At 62.1% G+C, this 21,756-nt stretch carries 22 protein-coding genes; 7 read left to right on the forward strand and 15 right to left on the reverse strand.

Features of this window, described 5'->3' with window-relative positions:
* The 9 genes from OKW98_RS09240 to OKW98_RS09280 all read right to left on the reverse strand — a co-directional run bounded on the left by OKW98_RS09240 (position 1) and on the right by OKW98_RS09280 (position 8,238).
* A complete protein-coding gene (locus OKW98_RS09240; protein ID WP_265388888.1) occupies positions 1–1,500 on the reverse strand; it encodes an ABC transporter substrate-binding protein in 1,500 nt (499 codons plus the stop codon).
* Positions 1,497–2,630: an ABC transporter ATP-binding protein gene (locus OKW98_RS09245; RefSeq protein ID WP_265388889.1), complete on the reverse strand. Its 1,134-nt coding sequence runs from the start codon at positions 2,628–2,630 to the stop codon at positions 1,497–1,499. The genes OKW98_RS09240 and OKW98_RS09245 overlap by 4 nt, the downstream gene beginning before the upstream one ends.
* Complete coding sequence (locus OKW98_RS09250) at positions 2,627–3,631, reverse strand: ABC transporter ATP-binding protein (protein WP_074888291.1); 1,005 nt, start codon at positions 3,629–3,631, stop codon at positions 2,627–2,629. The genes OKW98_RS09245 and OKW98_RS09250 overlap by 4 nt, the downstream gene beginning before the upstream one ends.
* Complete coding sequence (locus OKW98_RS09255) at positions 3,628–4,365, reverse strand: FadR/GntR family transcriptional regulator (RefSeq protein ID WP_074888288.1); 738 nt, start codon at positions 4,363–4,365, stop codon at positions 3,628–3,630. Before OKW98_RS09255 ends, OKW98_RS09250 begins: the two co-directional genes overlap by 4 nt.
* Positions 4,366–4,695: 330 nt before the next feature.
* Positions 4,696–5,499, reverse strand: a complete 804-nt coding sequence (gene dkgB / locus OKW98_RS09260) for a 2,5-didehydrogluconate reductase DkgB (protein ID WP_265388890.1) — start codon at positions 5,497–5,499, stop codon at positions 4,696–4,698.
* 818 nt (positions 5,500–6,317) lie between these two features.
* Positions 6,318–6,872, reverse strand: coding sequence for a DUF1003 domain-containing protein (locus tag OKW98_RS09265; RefSeq protein ID WP_265388891.1), 555 nt, complete (start codon positions 6,870–6,872; stop codon positions 6,318–6,320).
* 102 nt (positions 6,873–6,974) lie between these two features.
* Positions 6,975–7,181 (reverse strand): hypothetical protein, encoded by a 207-nt coding sequence (locus OKW98_RS09270; RefSeq protein WP_065993044.1) that lies wholly within the window; start codon positions 7,179–7,181, stop codon positions 6,975–6,977.
* 124 nt (positions 7,182–7,305) lie between these two features.
* The gene (locus OKW98_RS09275; protein ID WP_265389690.1) at positions 7,306–7,788 is read right to left on the reverse strand and encodes a GreA/GreB family elongation factor; all 483 of its coding nucleotides are present in this window, start codon (positions 7,786–7,788) and stop codon (positions 7,306–7,308) included.
* A gap of 54 nt (positions 7,789–7,842) precedes the next feature.
* On the reverse strand, positions 7,843–8,238 hold the full coding sequence (locus OKW98_RS09280; protein ID WP_265388892.1) for a hypothetical protein: 396 nt from the start codon (positions 8,236–8,238) through the stop codon (positions 7,843–7,845).
* A 123-nt stretch (positions 8,239–8,361) separates the two neighbouring features.
* Between OKW98_RS09280 and earP the strand changes: the two genes are divergently transcribed.
* Together earP and OKW98_RS09290 are read left to right on the forward strand one after the other, a co-directional pair.
* The gene (gene earP, locus OKW98_RS09285) at positions 8,362–9,507 is read left to right on the forward strand and encodes an elongation factor P maturation arginine rhamnosyltransferase EarP (RefSeq protein ID WP_265388893.1); all 1,146 of its coding nucleotides are present in this window, start codon (positions 8,362–8,364) and stop codon (positions 9,505–9,507) included.
* Positions 9,508–9,594: 87 nt separating this feature from the next.
* Positions 9,595–10,164, forward strand: coding sequence for an elongation factor P (locus tag OKW98_RS09290; RefSeq protein ID WP_265388894.1), 570 nt, complete (start codon positions 9,595–9,597; stop codon positions 10,162–10,164).
* A gap of 291 nt (positions 10,165–10,455) precedes the next feature.
* On the opposite strand, the gene OKW98_RS09295 is transcribed toward OKW98_RS09290, so the two are convergent.
* From OKW98_RS09295 to OKW98_RS09305, 3 genes are all read right to left on the reverse strand, one after another.
* On the reverse strand, positions 10,456–11,475 hold the full coding sequence (locus OKW98_RS09295) for an alpha/beta hydrolase (RefSeq protein ID WP_265388895.1): 1,020 nt from the start codon (positions 11,473–11,475) through the stop codon (positions 10,456–10,458).
* Between the two features lie 50 nt (positions 11,476–11,525).
* The gene (locus OKW98_RS09300; protein ID WP_265388896.1) at positions 11,526–11,945 is read right to left on the reverse strand and encodes an organic hydroperoxide resistance protein; all 420 of its coding nucleotides are present in this window, start codon (positions 11,943–11,945) and stop codon (positions 11,526–11,528) included.
* Between the two features lie 167 nt (positions 11,946–12,112).
* Complete coding sequence (locus OKW98_RS09305) at positions 12,113–12,586, reverse strand: MarR family winged helix-turn-helix transcriptional regulator (RefSeq protein WP_265388897.1); 474 nt, start codon at positions 12,584–12,586, stop codon at positions 12,113–12,115.
* Between the two features lie 252 nt (positions 12,587–12,838).
* Between OKW98_RS09305 and OKW98_RS09310 the strand changes: the two genes are divergently transcribed.
* Positions 12,839–13,546 carry a sulfite exporter TauE/SafE family protein gene (locus OKW98_RS09310; protein ID WP_416148446.1) on the forward strand — a complete coding sequence of 236 codons (708 nt, stop codon included), beginning with the start codon at positions 12,839–12,841 and terminating at the stop codon, positions 13,544–13,546.
* Between the two features lie 24 nt (positions 13,547–13,570).
* On the opposite strand, the gene OKW98_RS09315 is transcribed toward OKW98_RS09310, so the two are convergent.
* The gene (locus OKW98_RS09315; RefSeq protein ID WP_065993052.1) at positions 13,571–14,425 is read right to left on the reverse strand and encodes a LysR substrate-binding domain-containing protein; all 855 of its coding nucleotides are present in this window, start codon (positions 14,423–14,425) and stop codon (positions 13,571–13,573) included.
* A 96-nt stretch (positions 14,426–14,521) separates the two neighbouring features.
* Here OKW98_RS09315 and OKW98_RS09320 point away from each other — a divergent pair, with 96 nt between their 5' ends.
* Positions 14,522–14,755 carry a DUF1127 domain-containing protein gene (locus tag OKW98_RS09320; protein ID WP_265388898.1) on the forward strand — a complete coding sequence of 78 codons (234 nt, stop codon included), beginning with the start codon at positions 14,522–14,524 and terminating at the stop codon, positions 14,753–14,755.
* Positions 14,756–14,804: 49 nt separating this feature from the next.
* Positions 14,805–16,052 (forward strand): winged helix-turn-helix domain-containing protein, encoded by a 1,248-nt coding sequence (locus OKW98_RS09325; RefSeq protein WP_265388899.1) that lies wholly within the window; start codon positions 14,805–14,807, stop codon positions 16,050–16,052.
* A 435-nt stretch (positions 16,053–16,487) separates the two neighbouring features.
* Here the strand turns inward: OKW98_RS09325 and OKW98_RS09330 are convergent, their stop codons facing one another.
* A complete protein-coding gene (locus OKW98_RS09330) occupies positions 16,488–17,834 on the reverse strand; it encodes a class II 3-deoxy-7-phosphoheptulonate synthase (protein ID WP_265388900.1) in 1,347 nt (448 codons plus the stop codon).
* A 249-nt stretch (positions 17,835–18,083) separates the two neighbouring features.
* On the opposite strand from OKW98_RS09330, the gene OKW98_RS09335 reads away from it, so the two are divergent.
* Positions 18,084–18,839 (forward strand): spermidine synthase, encoded by a 756-nt coding sequence (locus OKW98_RS09335; protein ID WP_265388901.1) that lies wholly within the window; start codon positions 18,084–18,086, stop codon positions 18,837–18,839.
* Here OKW98_RS09335 and OKW98_RS09340 read toward each other — a convergent pair whose 3' ends face one another.
* Positions 18,840–19,631 (reverse strand): crotonase/enoyl-CoA hydratase family protein, encoded by a 792-nt coding sequence (locus OKW98_RS09340; RefSeq protein ID WP_265388902.1) that lies wholly within the window; start codon positions 19,629–19,631, stop codon positions 18,840–18,842.
* 415 nt (positions 19,632–20,046) lie between these two features.
* Between OKW98_RS09340 and OKW98_RS09345 the strand changes: the two genes are divergently transcribed.
* Positions 20,047–21,723, forward strand: a complete 1,677-nt coding sequence (locus tag OKW98_RS09345) for a DEAD/DEAH box helicase (RefSeq protein WP_133776427.1) — start codon at positions 20,047–20,049, stop codon at positions 21,721–21,723.
* Positions 21,724–21,756: the final 33 nt, after the last annotated feature.

The raw sequence follows: 21,756 nt of genomic DNA on the forward strand, positions 1-21,756 counted from the left end.
TCATTTGAAAGCGACGTTGGTCAGGCGAATCAAGCCATCGGGATTGGGCACGAAACCGGTGATGTTGCTGCGCATCGCGATGATTCGCGGATCGAAGTACAGGTAGCTGGTCGGCACGTCTTCGGCGAGCAGGCGCAGGGCCTCGAAATAGATGGCCTGGCGCTGGGCCTGATCGTTCACGGTGCGCGCCTTGTTCAGCAGCTCGTCGAGTTTCGGGTCACAGAAATGCCCGTCGTTCTGGCCGCCTTTGCAGGTTACGAACTGATGAATGTCGCCATCCGGATCAGGGCGCCCCGACCAGGCGCTCATGCCGATCTGGAAGTTGCCGGCCTGTTGCTCGCTGAGCAGCGTGGCGTATTCGGTGGCAATCAGATTGACTTTGAAACCGGCTTCTTCCGCCATCGCCTGAATGATCTGGCCGACCTGCTGCGCGATGGGGTTGTTGGCCACTTTCAGCTCGACGCTGAGGGGCGTCTTCACCCCGGCTTCGGCGAGCAGTTTTTTGCTGGCTTCGACGTCGCGGGTCGGAACCGGCAAATCCTTGTCGTAATACGGGCTGTTTTTCGGGAACGGCTGGGCGCTCGGTGCGTACAGACCCTCGAACACCACCTGATTGATCGCGTCACGGTCGATCGCCAGCTCGAAGGCCTTGCGCACGCGCTTGTCCTTGCCCATCGGGGTGTTGGCCTTGTCGCCGTTGTTGGTGTTGTACATCAGCTGCATGTAGCCCAGGCCCGGCGTACTGAACACCTGCACGTGACTGTCGGCCTTGGCGGTCTTCACGTCGGTGGGCGCGACACGCTCGATGATGTCCAGGTCGCCGGAACGCAGGTTCGCCAGGCGCACCGAGGTATCCGGAATCGGCAGGAAAATCACCTTGTCGAAGTGGTACGCCTGCTTGTTCCAGTAATTGTCGAAGCGCTCCAACACGATGCGGTCCTGCTGCACCCGCTGAACGAATTTGTACGGCCCGGAACACACCGGTTTTGAGGCGACGTCGGTGGCCGAAGCCTTGGGCGCGAGCATCATCCCGGCGCGGTCCGACAATTGCGAGATCAGCGTCGCGTCGGGCTGCTTGACCTTGATCGCCACGGTCTTCGCATCGATCACCTCAACGCTTTCCACCGAGGCCAGTTCGCTCTTGCGCAGGGAGTCGGGCAGGGTGCGCGCGCGGTCGAGGTTGAACTTCACGGCGGCGGCGTCAAACACCTCGCCGTCGTGGAAGGTCACGCCGTCGCGCAGGGTCATGGTCAGCGTCTTGCCGTCCTCGCTCCAGTTCCAGGCGGTGGCCAGTTGCGGCGCGTAGGTCAGGTCCGGGTTGACGTCGACCAGCTTGTCGCACAGCGCGGTGTAGACCAGACGCCCCGAGTAGGTACGCGAGCGGTGCGGGTCCAGCATGTCAGGGTCGTCCTGAATGCCGATGCGCAGGGTGGTTTCGGCAACAGCCGCATTCGCAGCGAGCAGCAACAACGTGGTTGTCATCAGGTGGGCGAATTTCATGGCTGACTCTCCAGAGAAAGGGCTTGATGGCTTTTGAACAGGTTCAGGCGTTGGCTGTAGGCGGCGCTGGGCGTGGGCACGATCAGCGAACCGGCGCCGGCATTGGCGATTTCGCGCCAGTAGTGGCAGGCCACCTGACGCTCGGGCTCAACGGTTTCGAAAAGCGGCTTCACTTCGCGGCACAGCGGCTTGGCGTGGGGGCAACGGGTGTGAAAGCGGCAACCGGCCGGCGGCTTGCTCGGGCTTGGCATGTCACCGCCAAGCAGCGGCCGCGGGCGGCGCAGGTCCGGGTGGCTGACCGGCACGGCGGCCATCAGCGCTTGCGTATAAGGATGAAAGGGCGTCTCGAACAGCGCGTTGACCGGCGCCAGTTCGACGATCTCGCCGAGGTACATCACCGCCACGCGGTCGCTCATGTGGCGGATCACCGCGAGGCCGTGGGCGACGATCAGCAGGGTCAGGCCGAACCGGTGCTTGAGGTCTTCCAGCAAATTAACGACCTGCGCCTGCACCGAGACGTCCAGCGCCGACACCGGTTCGTCGCCGAGGATCAGCCGTGGCTCCGACGCCAGCGCGCGGGCGATGCCGATGCGCTGACGCTGGCCGCCGGAAAACTCATGGGGGAAGCGGCTGCCGTGCTCCGGCGCCAGACCCACCGTGCGCAGCAGTTCGGCGACCTTGTCCTGGCGCGCGCTGCGGCTGTCGTCGCGGTGCAGCCAGATCGGCTCGCCGATGATCGATTCGACACTCATGCGCGGGTTCAGCGAGGCGAACGGGTCCTGGAAGATGATCTGCAGATCCCGGCGCACCTGACGCAGCTTGTCGGCGGGCAGATTGCCCAGGTTGCGGCCCTCATAAATAACGTCGCCCGCCGTCGGTTTGAGCAGGTTGAGCAGCACCCGGCCCAGAGTCGATTTACCCGAGCCGGACTCACCCACCAGCGCCAGGGTTTCGCCCCGGCGCACGGCCAGGGACACCTCATTGACCGCCTGCACCGGCGGCTTTTTGCGCTGGAACAGACCGGCTTCACTGTGAAAATGCTTGCTCACCGCGATGCTTTCCAGAATCGGCTTTTCGAGGGCCGAATCAGCACTCCCGGCATCGACGATGGGTTGTCCGGACAGGCTCATGCGCTGACTCCCAGATGCTGTTCAAGTGGCACACGAATGCACGCGGCGAAATGCCCGGCGGAGACTTCCAGCAACGGCGGACGGGCTTCGCGGCAGGCGGCGATGACGAACGGGCAACGGCTGGCAAAGCGGCAACCGCTGGGCATTTCAGCCGGCGTCGGGACGCGTCCGTTGATCGTCGCCAGGCGCCCTTCGCGAGGGCCGACCGAGGGCATCGAGCCCATCAGGCCAATGGTGTAAGGGTGCTGCGGATCATCGAACAGGGTTTTCACCGAACCGCTTTCGACGACGCGGCCGGCGTACATCACGATGACCTCGTCGGCCACTTCGGCGACCACGCCGAGGTCGTGAGTGATGAGCATCATCGAGGTGCCGGTTTCGGCCTGGAGGCTGGCGACCAGCGAAAGAATCTGCGCCTGAATGGTCACATCCAGGGCGGTGGTGGGTTCGTCGGCGATGATCAGCGCAGGGTCGTTGGCCAGCGCCATGGCGATCATCGCGCGCTGACGCATGCCGCCGGACAGCTCGTGGGGGTAAGCATCAAGGCGCTGAAGGGCGTCTGGCACGCGGACCTTTTCCAGCATTTCCAGCGCGCGCTGGCGGGCGGCGCTGGCCGACAGGCCCTGATGGCGAATCACGCTCTCGGCAATCTGATCGCCAATAGTGAACACCGGATTCAGCGAGGTCATGGGCTCCTGAAAGATCATCGCCATGCGATTGCCGCGCACGTCCAGCAGGCGCTCGTCGGACATACCGAGCAAGGGTTCGCCCAGCAGGTTCGAGGCGCTGGCCTGCACCGTCGCGGTGTCGGGCAGCAAACCCATCAACGCCATGGACGTCACGCTTTTGCCGCAGCCGGACTCGCCAACGATGGCCAGGGTCTTGCCCGGCTGAATGGCGAACGACACGCCGTCGACGACATTGGCCGGGGCATCCTTGAAGCGCACGGTGAGGTCGCTGACGCTCAATACCGATGGGGTGTTCGCGGGTGAAGCACTCATACGCTGGCCTCAAGGTCTTGCTGAATGACGTGATCGAGCGCCTGTTGCAGCGCACGCAGGTGACCGCGCATGGCGGTGGCAGCCTTGGCCGGATCGCGGCTTTCGATGGCGCCGACGATGTCGTGGTGATCGTGGCTGTAAGTGCTCAGGCGGTCGGTGTTGCGGGCGCGTTGGCGCAGGTCGCGCCACGCCGGGTCAAGACGAATGGCGTCGAGCATTTCGAAAATATCGAGCATCAGGCGGTTGCCCGCCGCTTCGGCGATGCCGCGATGCAGTGCGCTGTCCCACAGCTCGATGCCTTCGGCGTCGGGTTCGCTGGCGTGTTGCTGATGGGTGGTGCGCTCGGCGAGCCGGCGCAGGATCGCCATCTGTTCGCCGCTGGCGCGCAGGGCCGCCAGTGAAGCGAGTGCGGGTTCCAGATAGATGCGCGCTTCCATGACCTCGCTGAAATTGGTCCGGCTCGACAGCTTGGCAAAGCTCATCGCCGCGCTCGGCGGGGTAGGGCCGACGAAAGTGCCTTTGCCCTGCCGCCGCCAGATGTGCCCCTCGGCTTCAAGCACCGCCAGCGCGCGGCGAATGGCCCGGCGACTGACGCCGAAATCCACCGCCAGGTCGCGCTCGGTCGGCAACGGCCGCTGCGGAAAGGCCGCCTGCTGCGCGACCATCTGGCGCAGCGCGTCGAGGGCCATCTTGGACGAAGTGTCGTGGGTTGCGTCGGTGTCGATGCTGTCCATCTGCGTCTCTCGTCACGGGGGTGAACCGGAGGCCAGGGGCTTGATGAGGCAAAGCCTGGCTACAGAGGACGAGTGCAATAGCGATGCCAATGGAAATTGGTTCGCTTGACTGGGGCGATGGCCGGGCAAGCGTGCAGGCGTGATCCCGCTCGTTCGGGCCAATCGGCAAAGGTTCGGAAGTCTGGTTCGCGAGGCGAGGAGGAGTTGGTTCAGGGGCTAAGCGAACCAATTTCAGGAATGAGTCAGGCAGGGCGCCTGTTTATGGTTCGGGTGCGTTATTTGAGGGCGCTGATTGGGGTGATTCTGGCCGAAGCCAGAATCAGGGCTGCATCAATCCCACTGCGGCGCGAGGCTGGCCGGGCTGGTCAGGCGATGGCCGCGGTCCAGTTGGGCAATCTGTGCCATGTCATCTTCGCTGAGCTTAAGATCGACGGCTTTCAGGTTGCTTTCCAGGTTCGCGCGTTTGGTCGACGACGGAATCACCGCGTAACCCAACTGCATGGCCCACGCCAGCGTCACTTGGGCAGGCGTTGCATTGTGGCGCTGGGCGATCTGCTCGATCACCGGGTCCTTCAGCACTTCGCCGTAGGCCAGGGTCATGTAGGACGTGATCTTGATCCCGTGCTGTTGAGCGAAAGCGGCCACAGTACGGTTTTGCAGGTACGGGTGCAGTTCGATCTGGTTGGTGGCGATGTTCTCGGCACCGACCGCGGCGATGGCTTCTCCCATGAGCGCCACAGTGAAGTTGGAAATGCCGATCTCGCGGGTCAGGCCTTGCTGCTTGGCTTCCAGCAGTGCGCCCATGAACTCGGCGACGGGCACCTGGCCCTTTGGCGAGGGCCAGTGGATCAGCGTCAGGTCGACGTGATCGGTTTTCAGCTTGGCCAGGCTTTCCTTCAGGCTGGGGATCAGCTTGTCGGCGGCGAAATTGTCGGTCCAGATCTTGGTGGTGATGTACAGCTCGTCACGGGGCACGCCGCTCTGCTCGATGGCCTGGCCGACTTCAGCTTCATTGCCGTAGATCTGCGCGGTGTCGATGACGCGATAGCCCAGGTCCAGGCCGTTGCTGACCGAGTCGATGACGACATGATCTTTCAAACGGAAGGTGCCGAGGCCAAATGCGGGAACTGTCATGGGAAGACTCCAGAGTTCGAGGGGAAGGGGATGAACGAAGCAGATCTCCAGTATCCCGCGCCGGCTGGCAGGGAAAAACCACAGCGCGGGCACGGGACTTTTGACGGGGGATCATGAATGCCATTGAGTTTGGGGCAGCGCCGGGTCGTGATCGTTCAGTGGAATGTCGTTACTGCAGCGCCTGAACCACCGCATTCGCCAGCAAGCCGGCTCCTACCGGGTATTGCATGACGTATATCGCGCGCTTAACACAAATCACTGTAGGAGCGCGCTTGCCCGCGAAAGACCTTGCGGCCAACGAATGAGCAACTGACACCCCTGATTCCGAGCCGGCTTGCTGGCGAATGCGGTGAGTCAGGCGAAATGGATGACACAGGCAGATCGCATTCGCGGGCAAGCGCGCTCCTACAGTGGATCGGCGTTTGCCGGGATTTCAGCGTCGTGTACAGGATCTGTGGGAGCCGGCTTGCTGGCGAATGCGCTGTGTCAGGCGGATTTGATGGCACAGGCAGATCGCATTCGCGGGCCGGCTCTTACCGGATATTGCGCATGGCGCATATCCCGCGCTGAACGCAAATCACTGTAGGAGCGCGCTTGCCCGCGAAAGATCTTGCGGCCAACGAATGGGCAACTGACACCCCCGACTCCGAGCCGGCTTGCTGGCGAATGCGGTGTGTCAGGCGGATTTGATGGCACAGGCAGATCGCATTCGCGGGCAAGCGCGCTCCTAGAGTGGACCTGCGCCGGATTAAAAATCGCGGTCGTGCGCAACATCGGTTTGCGGCGAGCGAAACAGGTTCGTCGCGCGCGGAGAACGGTCAAACATGTCCATCGCGTTTTACGAAATGCTTATGCATGTCTGCCGTCAGCGCTTCCACGCGCTCGGTCAGCACTTTGGTCATTTCGGTGAGGCGGGTGTTCTGTTCCAGCAGTTCCAGCATCTGCGCCGTGTTTTGCGCCGCGCGGGCCATGCGTTCTTCGTTGGCCGTCGCCAGCGCCTCTCGATGCTCCGCGTCGGCATCGGCGCTGGCTTTGTCGCGGGCAGCCTGCCGTGTTTGCGCCAATAGAATCAACGGCGCGGCGTAAGCCGATTGCAGGCTGAACGCCAGATTCAGCAGGATGAACGGGTAAAGATCGAACGACACCAGCCCGCTCAGGTTTGCGCCCACCCACAGCAGCACCAGAAACGTCTGTGCGCCGAGAAAGGCAGGGGTACCGAAGAAGCGCGCAAACGCCTCGGCCTTGAGGGCGAAAGCGTCAGTGCCAAAGGTCGGCGCCAGGTGCGCGTGGCGTTTGTGAAAGCGCAGATGATCGACCGGCACAGCGGCAGCGCTCGGTTCGGCGGGCGAAGGGAGAGGCGTGGCAGTGGGCATGATGCTTTCCTGAAGACAGAAACATCTGCCCACTATAGGCCCACGCCTCCTGGCGTTGTACTGAACCTCTGCTGAACCGCCGCGTGTCCCGGACGAGCCGCGTCAGTCCACCGGTTCCGGGTAGAGCGGCTTGGAGCGCTGCATGATGCTGGCGTAGTCGTAAACGTATTGGCGGCCGGCATGACTGGTCATGCGCAGGCGGTCGATCAGTTGTCGCTCTTTCTTGTTCAGGTATCTCAACCCGTGGTGGTCACTGGACTTGAGGCGATCACGTTCATGGGCGTCAGGGAAAGTGATGACGTTCGTCATGAAATATCTCCTTGGTTAAATCCGTGTCCCCGGCTCCGTGTTCCGGGGTTCACCCTTTTGTGGTGCGACTGTGCACCTTACCCACAAAAAGTCGGACGCTACAACCCTGCAAATGATCAGTGGATCACAGGATTTGCGTGATTTCGAACGATTGGCGGCTGCCGTTCACCACCACCTCCACCTCATCGCCATCCAGCTTGCCAAGCAGGCTCTGACCCAGTGGCGAGCGCGCCGTGATCACCGTAATCACCTGCTCGTCGGCCGTGACTTTCAGCCCCGCCGCGTCTGGCCCGAGAAACAGCAGCTGCCCTGCGCCGTTGCCTGCCTGCAGCGCAATGAGATCGCCGGTCTGAATGCCGCGCTGGTCATCGAAGGGCTTTAGCACGAGGTGGCGGCAGAGGTTCAGCGACTGGCGGATTTCTTCCACGCGCCGCGCCTGACCCGCCGCCAGGTACGACGCCTCAAGCCCAAGGGTGTCGTACTTGTTCTCGGCGATGTTCTCTTCGTGGGTCGCGGTTTCGTACGCCGTTTGCGCGGCCCGCGCGGCCACGTCGAGATCGACCTGCAGCTTCTCGACGATGCACTGCAGGACGGTTTGCTTGTTCACGGGCATGGCGGACATGGCGTATTCGGGGGCATGGAGTGACTCGACAAAGGGGGTTCAACCGCAGAACTGATACACGCTCGCACGGCTTTTCTCGCTGGGGGCGGTCTGGTTCTGCTGCATCCAGAACTGGCATTTCGGCCCGTTGAAGCTGCGTTGCCGCTCCGCTTGCTCGGCCTCTTGCGTCTGCCGCGCTTCGCTGTCGCGCAGGATCTGCCGGTACTGATCGAACATCGGGTTGTCAGTTTCGGGCTTCGGCTTGGCCGCAGGTGGGTTGGTCATCTGTGTGGCCGCATTGTTCAGGGCCTGGGTCTGCTCGGCGGGGAGCAGTTTATAGATCAGCCACAGGCTCAGCAGGACAGCGAGAAACCCCAGCCAGATGCCGGCGGCAATCGACAGGATCAGCTTGAGCGGGCGCAGCGTGACGGACAGTTCGCGGTGGTTGACGTACATGACAGACTCCAGACTTGTATGCATGTGGCCAGCAGTGGCGGCGATTGTCGCACGACCGGGGCTGGTGATTCTGCGCCGCAATGAAGGACAATCGGTTTTTTTGAACATCCTCAGGGAGCCCGGATGAAAGCCTCTTGGGATATTTTCTGCAGCGTTGTCGATAATTTCGGCGACGTCGGCGTGACCTTTCGCCTGGCCCGACAACTGGTCGCCGAACACGACCTGAAGGTCCGCCTCTGGATCGATGATCTGAACGCCTTCGCCCGGCTGTGCCCGGGTGCCGATCCGCTGGCGCAAGAGCAAATACGCGATGGCGTGACCGTCTGTCGCTGGCCAAAGGAATGGCCCAAAACGTGGCAACCGGTCGAGCTGCCAGACGTCGTGGTCGAGGCCTTCGCCTGCCGCCTGCCTCCGGACTACATCGAGGCCATGCTCGCACGGGACAAGCGGCCGCTGTGGTTCAACCTCGAATACCTCAGCGCCGAGGACTGGGTCTCGGGTTGCCACGGCCTGCCGTCGATTCAGTCTTCGGGCCTGCGCAAGTATTTCTTCTTCCCCGGCTTTACCCAAAAGACCGGCGGGTTGTTGCGTGAAGCGGGCTTGATCGAACAGCGGCAGGCCTTTCAGGCGGATCCTGCCGCGCGGCAGTCCTTCCTCCAGCGCCTGAACATCGCGCCCCACGCCGATGCGCGGCTGATGTCGCTGTTCGCCTACGAACACGCCGGGCTCGGCAGCTGGCTCGATTGCCTGGCCCAGGCTGATCGCCGGACCCATTTGCTGGTGCCGGAAGGGCGCATTCTCGGCGACGTTCAGCGTTGGTTGGGCGTAGACGAATTGAAGGCGGGCGCCGTGCATGGGCGCGACGCCCTGACGATTCAGGTGTTGCCGTTCGTGCGTCAGGAAGACTACGACCTGTTGTTGTGGTGCTGTGAGTTCAACGTGGTGCGCGGCGAAGATTCGTTTGTCCGTGCGCAATGGGCGGGGCGGCCGCTGATCTGGCACATCTACGAGCAGGATGACGACGCCCACTGGGCCAAGCTCGATGCGTTTATGGAGTTGTATCGGGTCGGGTTGTCGGAGGCGGCGCGGCAGGCGCTGACCGAGGTCTGGCACAGCTGGAATGGCGGAAAAGACATGACTCAGGGCTGGAATGCGCTGGACCAGCACACCGATGAGCTGGCCGCCCACTCCGAGCGCTGGTGTCTGGAACAGGCCTTGCAGGAGGATCTGACGACTGCGCTGGTAAGGTTTTACCAAAGTTGGATATGATACGCGGCCCTGTATTAAGCCCTGTACGAAAAGAGGCTTTTCGTACAGGGCTTAGAAAGAACTTCAATCCAAATTCGGATACTCGTAATGAAAACTGGTAAAGAGCTCAAACCCGGTACCGTGATCAAGCTGGAAGGCGATCCTTGGCTGGTTCAGAAAGCTGAATTCACCAAGTCGGGCCGTAACAGCGCGATCATGAAGACCAAGCTGAAGAACCTGCTGACCGGCTACAAGACTGAAATCGTCTACAGCGCCGACGACAAGCTGGACGACGTGATCCTGGACCGTAAAGAGGCCACGCTGTCTTTCATCAGCGGCGACACTTACACGTTCATGGACACCACCGACTACACCATGTACGAGCTGAACGCTGAAGACATCGAAGCCGTTCTGCCCTTCGTTGAAGAAGGCATGACCGACGTCTGCGAAGCGATCTTCTTCGAAGAGCGTCTGGTTTCCGTAGAGCTGCCGACCACCATCGTGCGCGTCGTTGACTACACCGAAGGTTCGGCGCGTGGCGACACGTCGGGCAAGGTCATGAAGCCGGCCAAACTGGCCAACGGCACCGAACTGCAGGTGGCTGACTTCATCGAAATCGGTGACAAGATCGAAATCGACACCCGTGAAGGCGGTTCCTACAAAGGCCGTGCCAAATAAGCACTGCTCTTGTCATGCCGGAGATGTAATGCCGGATACGAAAAAGCCCGACCATCGAGTCGGGCTTTTTTGTGGCTGCTGTCTCGTCAGCGTTTCCAGACAGTACTGACGCGACGCGGTTCCGTGTAGGAGCGCGCTTGCCCGCGAAGGGTCTCCCGGCCACTGCATGAGAAACTGACAGGCCTGGATTTTGTAGGAGCCGGCTTGCTGGCGAATGCGTGAGACGAGCCAATACGGTTGCGACTGACTACCGGGTTCGCCAGCAAGCCGGCTCCTACAGTTCGTGCGGACTTACTTCAAATGAACCTTCAGCTCTTGGGAAGCCTGCAGCAGTGCCGAGCGCACTTCCGGCACCTGGCTAACGACGTTCAACAGCCCGTAATCGTGGATCATGCCGTTGTAACGCACCGCCGTCACCGGCACACCGGCCTGGTCCAGCTTGCGAGCGTAGGCTTCACCTTCATCGCGCAGCACGTCAGCACCTGCCGTCTGCACCAGGGCAGGCGGCAGACCTTTCAACTGTTCGGTCGTGGCCCGGAGCGGCGAGGCATAGATCTCGGCGCGCTGTTTCGGGTCAGTGGTGTAGTTGTCCCAGAACCACTTCATCATGTTGCGGGTGAGGAAGTGACCCTCGGCAAACTGATCGTACGAACCGGTATCGAAGTTGGCGTCAGTCACCGGCCACAACAGCACCTGGTAACGGATGGCCGGGGTGCCTTTGTCTTTGGCCATCAGGCTGACGACCGCAGCCATGTTGCCGCCGACGCTGTTGCCGGCCACCGCGAGACGCTTGCCGTCGACGTTGATTTCCTTGCCATGCTCGGCGACCCACTTGGTCGCCGCATAGGCCTGGTTGATCGCCGTCGGGTAGTGCGCTTCAGGTGAAGGCGTGTAGTTGACGAACACCGCCACGGCCCCCGAACCTTCTACCAGATCCCGCACCAGACGTTCGTGGGTCGGGTAATCGCCGAGCACCCAGCCGCCGCCGTGGAAGTACATGAACACGGGCAAGGTGCCCTTGACGCCCGCCGGACGAACGATCGTCAGGCTGATGTTCTGGCCGTCCACCGAGAGGGTCTTCTGGCTGACATCGGCCTTGGGCAGGGTCAGCTTGACCCCGGCCTGGGCACCGGTCAGGACAGCACGGGCATCTTTGGGCGAAAGCTGTTCGATCGGCTTGCCGCTTCCCGAATTCAGCGCGTCCAGAAAAGCCTGCGTGTTGTGCTCGACGCCCGTGTCGGTCGCCGCGAAAGCGTTGCCGACGGACAGTGCGAGGAGCGAGCCAGCCAGAATCTTGCCAAACGTGTTCATGTTCTTCTCCCGGTCAGACGAGGTGTGGGATGAGGTCTTGGGACGAGCGCTTACACGGTCACGTGCAGACGGACATCAACGTTGCCGCGTGTGGCGTTGGAGTAAGGGCAGACCTGGTGCGCTGCATCGACCAGCGCCTGGGCTTCGGCTTGTTCAAGGCCCGGCAGGCTGATGTGCAGGTCGATGTCCAGACCGAAACCGCCAGGGATCTGGCCGATGCCGACGTGAGCCGTGATCGAGGCGTCAGCCGGGATGGTTTTCTTGCTCTGACCGGCGACAAATTTCAGTGCGCCGATGAAGCAGGCGGAGTAACCGGCAGCGAACAATTGCTCAGGGTTGGTTGCTTCGCCGCCAGCGCCGCCCAGTTCTTTCGGGGTGGCCAGTTTGACGTCGAGGATTTTGTTGTCGGAAACAGCGCGGCCATCACGGCCACCGGTTGCGGTTGCGACTGCAGTGTAGAGAGCTTCCATGGTAATTCCTCACGTGTTGATGGGTTGAATAGGGATGACTGAATCAGGGTCTACTTGACGCTAAAGTTTTGTGCGCCAAGCAAGTGAGATGGAATGTACTGCGCTAATGTTTAGCGCGCAAGATAAATTTTCGGGATTTTTTAGATGGGTCGATTACGAGGGCCTGATCAGAGGCTTTCGTGCAGATTTCCACGCAGGGCGAGCAGGTCTTTCTGCAGCGATTTGAGCTGCTCAAGGTTAATGCCGCTGGCGGCCAGAATGCATTGCGGCACGCTCTGGGCCTTGGTATGCAGCGCCTTGCCTTGCTCGGTCAGGGTCAGCAGCACAACGCGTTCATCTTCCTTGCTGCGGGTCCGGCGGATCAGGCCTTCAGCTTCCAGCCGCTTGAGCAGCGGCGTCAGCGAGCCCGGATCGGTCAGCAGGCGGGTGCTGACTTCCCCGACGGTGAGCCCGTCGCGTTCCCACAGCACCATCATCGCCAGGTATTGCGGGTAGGTCAGATTCAGTTCCTGAAGCAGCGGCTTGTACACCTTGGTCATCATCAGCGACGTCGAGTACAGGGCGAAACACAGCTGGTTATCCAGCAGCAACGCGTCGCAGCTGCCAGCGCCAGCCTTGTGGGTGGGCTCGTTGTCGTTCATGGGGTGTCCTTCGCTCAGTCAGTAATGCCCGGTAATTTAGTGCCCTGATGTTTAATGCACCAGATAATTTCGGTAATCGCCGGGCATGGGGTTTTCTATCGGCCGCGTCATCCGTGGGTCGTCTCTACATCCCGGATGTCGTCAAAGCGGATTTCCTCGACGGCACTGACTGCGTAGCATGCGCGCTGAAATCGGATCAGAGGATCGCCCGTGATTGTCGATGTATTGATTTACCTGCTGCTGGGCGCCGCGATGGGCACGCTGGGCGGACTGTTCGGCATTGGCGGCGGGCTGGTTGCCATTCCGGCGCTGGGCGTGTTGTTCGGGCTCGACCAGCAACTGGCCCAGGGCACGGCGTTATTGATGGTGCTACCCAACGTGCTGCTGGCGCTGTGGCGTTATAACCAGCGCAATCGGGTGTCGGTGCGTCATGCGCTGATGCTCATCGTGCCCAGTTTCACGATGTCCTGGCTGACCTCACTGTGGGCGGTGCGCGTCGACCCGCAAAGCATGCGCCTGGGCTTCGTCGGCTTTCTCATCGTGCTGACGCTGTTCAACCTGATCCAGATGGTCTGGCGCAAAGGCACGGTAGGCGCCGAGCTGCGCCACACCCAATGGTTGTGGCTACTGGGCCTGGGCTCGGGCGTCACCGCCGGGCTGTTCGGCGTCGGCGGCGGGGTGATCGCGACGCCCATTCTGACCGGCCTGTTCGGCGCGACCCAGGTGGCGGCCCAGGGCCTTGCGCTGGCACTGGCGGCGCCGAGCACGGCGATCACCCTGGCGACCTACGCCTTGCACGGTCACGTCGACTGGCTGATGGGCATTCCCCTGGCCATCGGCGGGCTGGCCAGCATCAGTTGGGGCGTCGCCCTGGCGCACAGTTTGCCGGAGCGCGTGTTGCGCTCGCTGTTCTGCGGCTTTCTGGTGATCTGCGCGATCATGCTGTGCTTCAAGCTGTGAGCTGTGAGCTGCTTGTAGCTCCCGTTATAGCCTGAACCCTTCGGCAATGTGATCGGCCAGGCACTCGGTGATCGGCGACGGATTGTTGGGGTTGCGCAGCAGCACGATGCTCGCCGACGGCAATTGCGGCAGCCCGTGCTGTTCCCCCAGCACTTCCAGGTCCGAAGTGATCAGGCTTTGCAGCTGCGCCGTCACCGCCAGCCCGGCGCTGACCACCGCCATGATCGCTGACAGGCTCGCGCTGGTGTAGGCCACCCGGAACTCGCGGCCGGACGCCTGCAGCGCGTTGATTGCCCACTGCCGGCAAAAGCAGTCGGTGTTGAACATCGCCAGCGGCATCGGCGTTTGCTCCTGTGGGCAAAAGCCTGCGCCGACTGCCCAGACAAACCTTTCCTGGCGCAGGATCTGGCCAATTTCCTTGCCGGGTTCACGGGTGACAATACTCAGGTCCAGGTCCTGGCGTTGCAGCAACTGCGACGAAGACTCGCAATGCACTTCCACCTGCACCAGCGGATAGGCCTGGGCAAAGCGCTGCAAAATTCCCGGCAGAAAGCGCATCACGTAATCGTCCGGCGTGCCGATCTTCACCGTGCCGACCATGTGCGGCTCGCGCAGGGTATTGAAAACTTCGCTGTGCAGTTTCAGGATCCGTCGCGCGTAGCCCAGCAACACCTGGCCTTCCGCCGTGAAGCTGATGGTGCGGCCGTCTTTCAGAAACAACGGGCGCCGCACCACGTCCTCCTCCAGCCGCTTCATCTGCATGCTCACGGCCGACTGCGTGCGGTTCACCACTTCGCCGGCCTTGGTGTAACCGCCTTCATCGGCGATCGCGACAAAGGTGCGCAGCAGCTCGCTGTCGATACTCGGATAGGTGGTCATGCATCAATCTCCCAGATGCAGTGCATAAGAAACATTCGTTGGATTGATCTTAGGCGCGGCGAGAGAATCTGCCCATCCCCACAGGAGGGCAAGACGATGAAAGGTCAAAAAGGTTACGTGCTGGTCGCAAAACCTCTGTCGCGGGAAGCCGCGCCGGAACGTTGGTGGAAAGCGTTTGTGGCACAGGTGGCTCGCTGGCGCACGCTGCATCGGCAGCGTGTCGAACTGGCCACGATGAGCGAAGACGCGCTGAAGGACATGGGCCTGAGTCGGGCGGATGTCTACGAAGAAGTGGAGCGTCCTTTCTGGGATGACCCGATGAAGCGCTGACAGCGCAGCGGGTGATCGGTTAGCGTTGGGCACTGCCATGGAGGTCGTAATGCCCGTCGAACCGCCGATCCACCCGCCACTTTCCCTCAAGCACGCGCGCCAGCTGTCGCTGGTGGCCCAGGGCTTCAACAATCGCCAGCCGCCTGCGACGATCAAGGCGGCGCACGTCACGCAACTGATCGAACGGCTCGGCGTGCTGCAGATTGACTCGGTCAACGCGCTGGTGCGATCGCACTACTTGCCACTCTTTTCCCGGCTCGGCCCTTACCCGCGCACATTGCTGGAGCAGGCGGCGTGGAGCCAGGGTCGGCAACGCAAGCTGTTCGAGTATTGGGGGCATGAGGCGTCGTTGCTGCCCGTCGAACTGTACCCGTTGATGCGCTGGCGGATGCAGCGCGCGGCTCGGGGCGAGGGCATTTATCAGCAACTGGCGAAGTTCGGCCGCGAGCAGCAGAGCACTATCGCCCGCGTGTTGCAGACCGTTCGCGAACAGGGTGCGTTGGGTGCGGGCAGTATCAGCACCCGTCAGGATCGCGCCGGACCCTGGTGGGACTGGAGCGCCGAAAAGCATGCGCTGGAATGGTTGTTTGCAGCGGGTGAGGTCACGGTCGCCGGCCGTCGCGGTTTCGAGCGGCTGTACGATTTGCCCGAGCGCGTTCTGCCGTCGGCGATCGTCAATCACCCCGTGATCGGCGAAACCGATGCCCAGCGCAGCTTGCTGCTGCACGCCGTAAAGGCGCTGGGTGTCGGTACCGAAAAGGACGTGCGCGATTATTTTCGACAGGACCCGGCACCGGCGAAGCGCGGGTTGGCGGAACTGGTGGAGGAGGGCGCGGTTCAGCTCGTGCAGGTGCAGGGCTGGAAGCAGCCGGCGTACACACTTCCCGGGCTGACGGTGCCGCGCAAGGTTTTGGCCAGCGCGTTGCTGTCACCCTTCGATTCCCTGATCTGGGAGCGGGCGCGGACGGAGCGGCTGTTCGAATTTCACTACCGGCTGGAGATCTACACCCCGGCGCACAAACGGGTTTACGGCTATTACGTGCTGCCGTTTCTGCACAACGAACGCATCGCCGCGCGCATCGACCTGCGTGCCGAAAGGGCGGCGGGGCGTTTGGCGGTTCATGGGGTGCACGAAGAGCAGCCCGGACTGGATGACGAAGGCATGCACGCCCTCGCGTTGCACCTTCGGCAACTGGCGAACTGGCTGGAACTGCCACACGTGCTGATCAACTGCCAGCGCACCAGTGCGGCACGCTTGCGGGAGGCGTTCGCCGCTAACGGTCTTGACCACCTGTAACGGAACGTAGGACCGGCTTTAGCCGGGAACGGGCCAGCGCGGGCACCCTCAATTCTATGGTGTGACATCCGGCGCTTTCCCGGCTAAAGCCAGTCCTACAGAAAACAGCGCGCCGTTAGTGGGACCGGCTTTAGCCGGGAACGCGCCGGGGATTCCGCCGCCGGCCCCGCTGACTGGACGCACGCCTCGCCGGCGACTGTAGGAGCGCGCTTGCCCGCGAAAAAACTTTCCGGCGCTGCAGCTCTGCCTGACAGTCCCTTTTCGCCAGCAAGCCGGCTCCTACAGATTCGATGCAGCATTCAGCCAATGCAGCAGCCGGACGTGCGCAGCATTTAGCCAATGCAGCATCCGGACGTGCGCAGCATTTAGCCAATGCAGCAGCCGGACGTGCGCAGCATTCAATCAGATGCACACTCAGTCAAACCCAGCTATGACCTACCGCCGCACCTGCTTCAAGGTCTCGGCAATCAAAAACGCCAGCTCCAGCGACTGATCGGCGTTCATCCGTGGATCACAGTGCGTGTGGTAACGGTCCGACAAGCCATCTTCGGTAATAGGGCGCGCGCCGCCGATGCATTCGGTGACGTTCTGTCCCGTCATCTCGATGTGGATGCCGCCAGCGTAGGTACCCTCGGCCTGATGCACCTGGAAGAACTGCTTCACTTCCGCCAGGATCTGGGCGAAATCGCGGGTCTTATAACCGCTGCTAGCTTTGATCGTGTTGCCGTGCATCGGGTCCGAACTCCATAGCACCTTCTTGCCTTCGCGCTCCACGGCACGGATCAGCCCTGGCAAATGGTCGCCGACCTTGTTGGCGCCCATGCGCGCTATCAGGTTCAGGCGCCCCGGATCGTTGTCCGGGTTGAGGATGTCGATCAGGCGGATCAGGTCATCGGTGTTCATGCTCGGGCCGACCTTGACGCCGATCGGGTTCTTCACGCCGCGCAGGAATTCCACATGGGCGCCGTCCAGCTGCCGCGTGCGGTCGCCGATCCACAGCATGTGCGCCGAGCAATCGTAGAAGTCATTGGTCAGGCTGTCGCGACGCACAAAGGCTTCCTCGAAATTCAGCAGCAACGCTTCGTGGGCGGTGAAGAAACTGGTTTCGCGCAACTGCGGCGAGGTGTCCATGCCGCAGGCGCGCATGAACGCCAGGGTCTCGTCGATGCGATCGGCGAGCTGGCTGTATTTTTCCGACAGCGCCGAGTTGGCGATGAAATCCAGGTTCCACTTGTGCACTTGATGCAGGTCGGCGAAACCGCCCTGGGCGAAAGCACGCAGCAAATTGAGGGTTGCGGTGGACTGGTGATACGCCTGCAGCAGACGATCAGGGTCGGGCACGCGGCTCTTCTCGTCGAAGCCGATGCCGTTGACGATGTCGCCGCGATAGGCCGGCAGGGTCACGCCGTCTATCGTCTCGTCGTTGGAGGAGCGCGGCTTGGCGAACTGCCCCGCCATGCGCCCGACCTTGACCACCGGACAGCCGGCGGCGAAGGTCATGACGATTGCCATTTGCAGCAGCACCTTGAAGGTGTCGCGGATTTTCGCCGCCGAGAATTCGAAGAAGCTCTCGGCGCAATCGCCACCCTGCAGCAGGAACGCCCGGCCCTCGGTGACCTCGGCAAACTGTCGGCGCAGCTCGCGCGCTTCCCCGGCAAACACCAGCGGGGGATAGCTGGCGAGGGTCTGCTCGACACGGCGAACGTGGTCGGCGTCGGGGTATTGAGGTTGCTGCTGGATAGGCAGGTTCCGCCAGCTGTCGGGGCTCCACGGTTGGCTCATCTTGAACTCGAAGTCAGTGCGATCGGACTGGCATGTTAGCAGCTCACCCCGAGAATTTGCGTGACCTGCGGGGCGCGATTCGCCGACAATCCGCGCTTTTCCGGGGCGCGTCTTGTGTTTGTCTGCACTCAAGGCGCGGCGCGCGGCAAGGCCGATCGCTGAGTACGGCGATGCCGATTGCTCAGTGCGGCAATGCCGATCCGGCGGGCGCGATCCCGAATCACTCTGACCATGGGCACGAGAACAGCAATGACCGAGGAACGCGTAGAGAACGTGTTGGCCGAAGTTCACGACGAATTCGGCAAGATCCGCGTACTTGAAGTGGCCGATTACCGCTTCCTGGAGTTCGGTGACGCCATCGAACAGAGCTGTACGTTCACGGCCGATCCGGCTTGGCTCGAATACGACTACACCCGCGCCATGTTCATTGGCGCGCTCTGCCATCCGGCCCCGGAAAGCGCGCTGTTCATGGGGTTGGGTGCGGGCACGCTGACGCAGGCGTGTCTGAAGTTTCTGCCCCTGGACGACGTCGAAGCCATCGAACTGCGCCCCGATGTGCCGCGTCTGGCCATGGAATTCATGGGCCTGCAGGACGATCCCCGGCTGTATGTGCGCATCGGCGACGCCCTTGACCTGCTGCCGACTGCCGAAGACGCTGACCTGATCTTCGTCGATCTCTACACCGACACCGGCCCTGCGGTGGGCCATCTGGCCTGGGGGTTTCTCGAGAAATGCCAACAGCGCCTCAACCCCGGCGGCTGGCTGATCATCAATCAGTGGGCGTCGGACGATGGCAAACCTTTGGGCGCGGCGCTGCTTCGCGGTTTGTATCACCGCCATTACTGGGAGCTGCCGGTCAAGGAGGGCAACGTCATCCTTATCGTGCCTGCCGACCTGGATCAGACGCTGGACATTGACGCGCTGACCCAGCGCGCCGAAAGCCTTGCGCCGCAACTGGGCTATTCGCTGTTGCCGCTGATCAAGACCTTACGGCCCGCCACCTGATCAGCAACCTCTGAATACAGGCTGCCGTTTCTCCACCAGCGCCTTCAGGCCTTCTTCCGCGTCATCGCTGTCAAGTACTCGCCGGACCAGCGCCGGCAACGCCTTCGCCGCGACGCTTTCACCCTCAAGCACCGCCTGACGCGCGGACTCCAGGGTGGTGCGAATCCCCAACGGTGCTCGGTCTGCGATGTGCTGGGCCAGACGCAGCGCCGAGGGCAGAAGGTCCTCGGGCGCCATCACCTCCTGCACCAGGCCCATGCGGCAGGCTTCATGGGCGTCGAATTCATCGCCCGTGAGCAGCCAGCGCATGGCATTGCCCCAACCCGCGATCTGATGCAGGCGCAGGGTCGCGCCGGCGCAGGCGAAAATGCCGCGCTGCACTTCCAGGTGGGCGAAGCGGGCATTGCTCGCGCACAGATTGATATCGGAGGCGAGCATCAGCTCGATGCCCAGTGTCAGGCACCAGCCCTGGGCCGCGACGATCACCGGCTTGCTGACCCGCGGGCCGATCGACAGCCCCCAGGGATCGAAACCGCCGGGCGGCAGCGTCCAGCCGTCTCGCAATGCCGGCCCGGCCTCGGCCAGATCGAGCCCGCCGGTGAAATGCTCGCCATGGGCAAACACCACTGCGACCCGCGCCTGGTCATTACGCTCGAACTCGCCGTAGGCCAGGCTCAACTGATTGAGCATGTCCATGTCGAAGGCGTTGCGTTTGGCGACCCGGTCCAGGCCTATTAGCATGATTGCGCCGCGCTGTTCCCGGCTGACGTGGCCTTTGATCGAAGAGGTCATGTCGCTATTTCCTGCAGATGAGGAGAAAGGAAGGGTGAGGTGTCGCACTGTCTGGGTGAATCGTTTAAGCTCTGCTCGCAACCGATACCGGGCACTTGAAAAGTAGACACTGACGCAGCTTTGCGCAAAGCCTGTGACAGTTGGCCGCAAGGGGCTGTTTCGCGAAAAAAATCCTCACTTGTTTCAGTATTTCCGGTATAGTGCGCGCCGGCCTTTCATAGGGCCCTCGTCAAGGTTTGGGTTCGCGAAGCCATCTTCTCGAACCGGTTCGGTCACGAACCACCCATGACGATCCATTCATCAATACGTTTTCGCAAATCCCCGCCGACAAAGCAGCCAGGGTGACTCTAGGGTCTTACACGGCACGCGCAGCTTTGAAGCATGGGTCTTTGCGGATGCACTCAGAGGCAGACCCATGACCCAGGAATCCGGCGGCTTCGCCGCTCTTAACCTTCACCCGACCATTCTTGCAGCTGTTATCGCTACCGGCTACGAAGAGCCTTCGGCCATTCAGCAGCAATCGATCCCCATTATTCTCGCTGGTCACGACATGATCGGTCAGGCGCAGACAGGTACCGGTAAAACCGCCGCCTTCGCTCTGCCAATCCTGAGCCTGATCGACCCGACGAAACGCGAGCCGCAAGCGCTGATCCTCGCGCCGACTCGTGAGCTGGCCCTGCAAGTGGCCACCGCGTTCGAAACCTACGCCAAGCAAATGCCGGGCGTGACCGTTGTGGCTGTCTACGGCGGCGCGCCGATGGGCCCGCAGCTGAAAGCCATTCGTAACGGCGCTCAAATCGTCGTCGCTACCCCGGGTCGTCTGTGTGACCACCTGCGTCGTGACGAGAAAGTCCTGGCGACCGTGAACCACCTGGTTCTCGACGAAGCCGACGAAATGCTCAAGCTGGGCTTCATGGATGACCTCGAAGTCATCTTCAAGGCCATGCCTGAAACCCGTCAGACCGTACTGTTCTCGGCGACCCTGCCGCAGTCGATCCGCGCGATCGCCGAGCGTCACCTGAAAGACCCGAAACACGTCAAGATCCAGAGCAAGACCCAGACCGTTACCGCGATCGAGCAGGCTCACCTGCTGGTTCACGCTGACCAGAAGACCTCTGCCGTTCTGAGCCTGCTGGAAGTCGAAGATTTCGACGCCCTGATCATGTTCGTGCGTACCAAGCAGGCCACTCTGGATCTGGCCAGCGCCCTTGAAGCCAAAGGCTACAAGGCTGCTGCGCTGAACGGCGACATCGCCCAGAACCAGCGTGAACGCGTCATCGACTCCCTCAAGGATGGCCGTCTGGACATCGTTGTGGCGACTGACGTTGCTGCCCGTGGTCTTGACGTTCCGCGTATCACTCACGTGTTCAACGTTGATATGCCGTACGACCCGGAAGCCTACGTTCACCGTATCGGCCGTACTGGCCGTGCCGGTCGCGAAGGTCGCGCCCTGTTGCTGGTAACGCCGCGTGAGCGTCGCATGCTGCAAGTGATCGAGCGCATGACCGGTCAGAAAATCGCCGAAGTCCGCCTGCCGGATTCCCAGGCCGTTCTCGATGCCCGCATCAAGAAACTGACCAACAGCCTGTCGCCGCTGGTCGCTGATGCCGAAGCAAGCCATGGCGAATTGCTCGACCGCCTGACTGCCGACATCGGTTGCACCCCGCGTGCCCTGGCTGCTGCTCTGCTGCGCAAGGCGACCAATGGTCAAGCGCTGACCCTGGGCGCGATCGAGAAAGAACGTCCGCTGGTGCCGAACAACGCGCCACGTGGTGATCGTCCTGAGCGTCCAGCAGGCGACCGTCCTGATCGTGGCGACCGCGAACGTCGTGCCCCGGTGCCGTTGGCCGAAGGCCGTGCTCGCTGCCGTACCGCGCTGGGTGCCCGTGATGGCATCGCCGCGAAAAACCTGCTGGGCGCCATCCTCAACGAAGGCGGTCTGGCTCGTGAAGCCATCGGTCGCATCCAGGTGCGTGACAGCTTCAGCCTCGTCGAGCTGCCAGAAGACGGCCTCGAGCGTCTGCTGGCCAAGCTGAAAGACACCCGCGTTGCCGGCAAGCAGCTGAAGCTGCGTCGCTATCGCGAGGACTGATCTGCTCTTGAGCTGATCGTCTGAATAAAAAAT

It is taken from the genome of Pseudomonas sp. KU26590 (assembly GCF_026153515.1).
Taxonomy (GTDB): domain Bacteria; phylum Pseudomonadota; class Gammaproteobacteria; order Pseudomonadales; family Pseudomonadaceae; genus Aquipseudomonas.

What these genes read in the sequence shown, in the direction of transcription:
- OKW98_RS09295 (WP_265388895.1), bottom strand. Translation starts at nt 11,475, where the DNA reads ATGAACACGTTTGGCAAGATTCTGGCTGGCTCGCTCCTCGCACTGTCC.
- OKW98_RS09320 (WP_265388898.1), top strand. Translation starts at nt 14,522, where the DNA reads ATGAAAGGTCAAAAAGGTTACGTGCTGGTCGCAAAACCTCTGTCGCGG.
- dkgB (WP_265388890.1), bottom strand. Translation starts at nt 5,499, where the DNA reads ATGACAGTTCCCGCATTTGGCCTCGGCACCTTCCGTTTGAAAGATCAT.
- OKW98_RS09240 (WP_265388888.1), bottom strand. Translation starts at nt 1,500, where the DNA reads ATGAAATTCGCCCACCTGATGACAACCACGTTGTTGCTGCTCGCTGCG.
- OKW98_RS09270 (WP_065993044.1), bottom strand. Translation starts at nt 7,181, where the DNA reads ATGACGAACGTCATCACTTTCCCTGACGCCCATGAACGTGATCGCCTC.
- OKW98_RS09330 (WP_265388900.1), bottom strand. Translation starts at nt 17,834, where the DNA reads ATGAGCCAACCGTGGAGCCCCGACAGCTGGCGGAACCTGCCTATCCAG.
- OKW98_RS09255 (WP_074888288.1), bottom strand. Translation starts at nt 4,365, where the DNA reads ATGGACAGCATCGACACCGACGCAACCCACGACACTTCGTCCAAGATG.
- OKW98_RS09310 (WP_416148446.1), top strand. Translation starts at nt 12,839, where the DNA reads ATGGGCACGCTGGGCGGACTGTTCGGCATTGGCGGCGGGCTGGTTGCC.
- OKW98_RS09345 (WP_133776427.1), top strand. Translation starts at nt 20,047, where the DNA reads ATGACCCAGGAATCCGGCGGCTTCGCCGCTCTTAACCTTCACCCGACC.
- OKW98_RS09300 (WP_265388896.1), bottom strand. Translation starts at nt 11,945, where the DNA reads ATGGAAGCTCTCTACACTGCAGTCGCAACCGCAACCGGTGGCCGTGAT.
- OKW98_RS09340 (WP_265388902.1), bottom strand. Translation starts at nt 19,631, where the DNA reads ATGACCTCTTCGATCAAAGGCCACGTCAGCCGGGAACAGCGCGGCGCA.
- OKW98_RS09305 (WP_265388897.1), bottom strand. Translation starts at nt 12,586, where the DNA reads ATGAACGACAACGAGCCCACCCACAAGGCTGGCGCTGGCAGCTGCGAC.
- OKW98_RS09245 (WP_265388889.1), bottom strand. Translation starts at nt 2,630, where the DNA reads ATGAGCCTGTCCGGACAACCCATCGTCGATGCCGGGAGTGCTGATTCG.
- OKW98_RS09335 (WP_265388901.1), top strand. Translation starts at nt 18,084, where the DNA reads ATGACCGAGGAACGCGTAGAGAACGTGTTGGCCGAAGTTCACGACGAA.
- OKW98_RS09290 (WP_265388894.1), top strand. Translation starts at nt 9,595, where the DNA reads ATGAAAACTGGTAAAGAGCTCAAACCCGGTACCGTGATCAAGCTGGAA.
- OKW98_RS09265 (WP_265388891.1), bottom strand. Translation starts at nt 6,872, where the DNA reads ATGCCCACTGCCACGCCTCTCCCTTCGCCCGCCGAACCGAGCGCTGCC.
- OKW98_RS09315 (WP_065993052.1), bottom strand. Translation starts at nt 14,425, where the DNA reads ATGACCACCTATCCGAGTATCGACAGCGAGCTGCTGCGCACCTTTGTC.
- OKW98_RS09325 (WP_265388899.1), top strand. Translation starts at nt 14,805, where the DNA reads ATGCCCGTCGAACCGCCGATCCACCCGCCACTTTCCCTCAAGCACGCG.
- OKW98_RS09250 (WP_074888291.1), bottom strand. Translation starts at nt 3,631, where the DNA reads ATGAGTGCTTCACCCGCGAACACCCCATCGGTATTGAGCGTCAGCGAC.
- OKW98_RS09280 (WP_265388892.1), bottom strand. Translation starts at nt 8,238, where the DNA reads ATGTACGTCAACCACCGCGAACTGTCCGTCACGCTGCGCCCGCTCAAG.
- earP (WP_265388893.1), top strand. Translation starts at nt 8,362, where the DNA reads ATGAAAGCCTCTTGGGATATTTTCTGCAGCGTTGTCGATAATTTCGGC.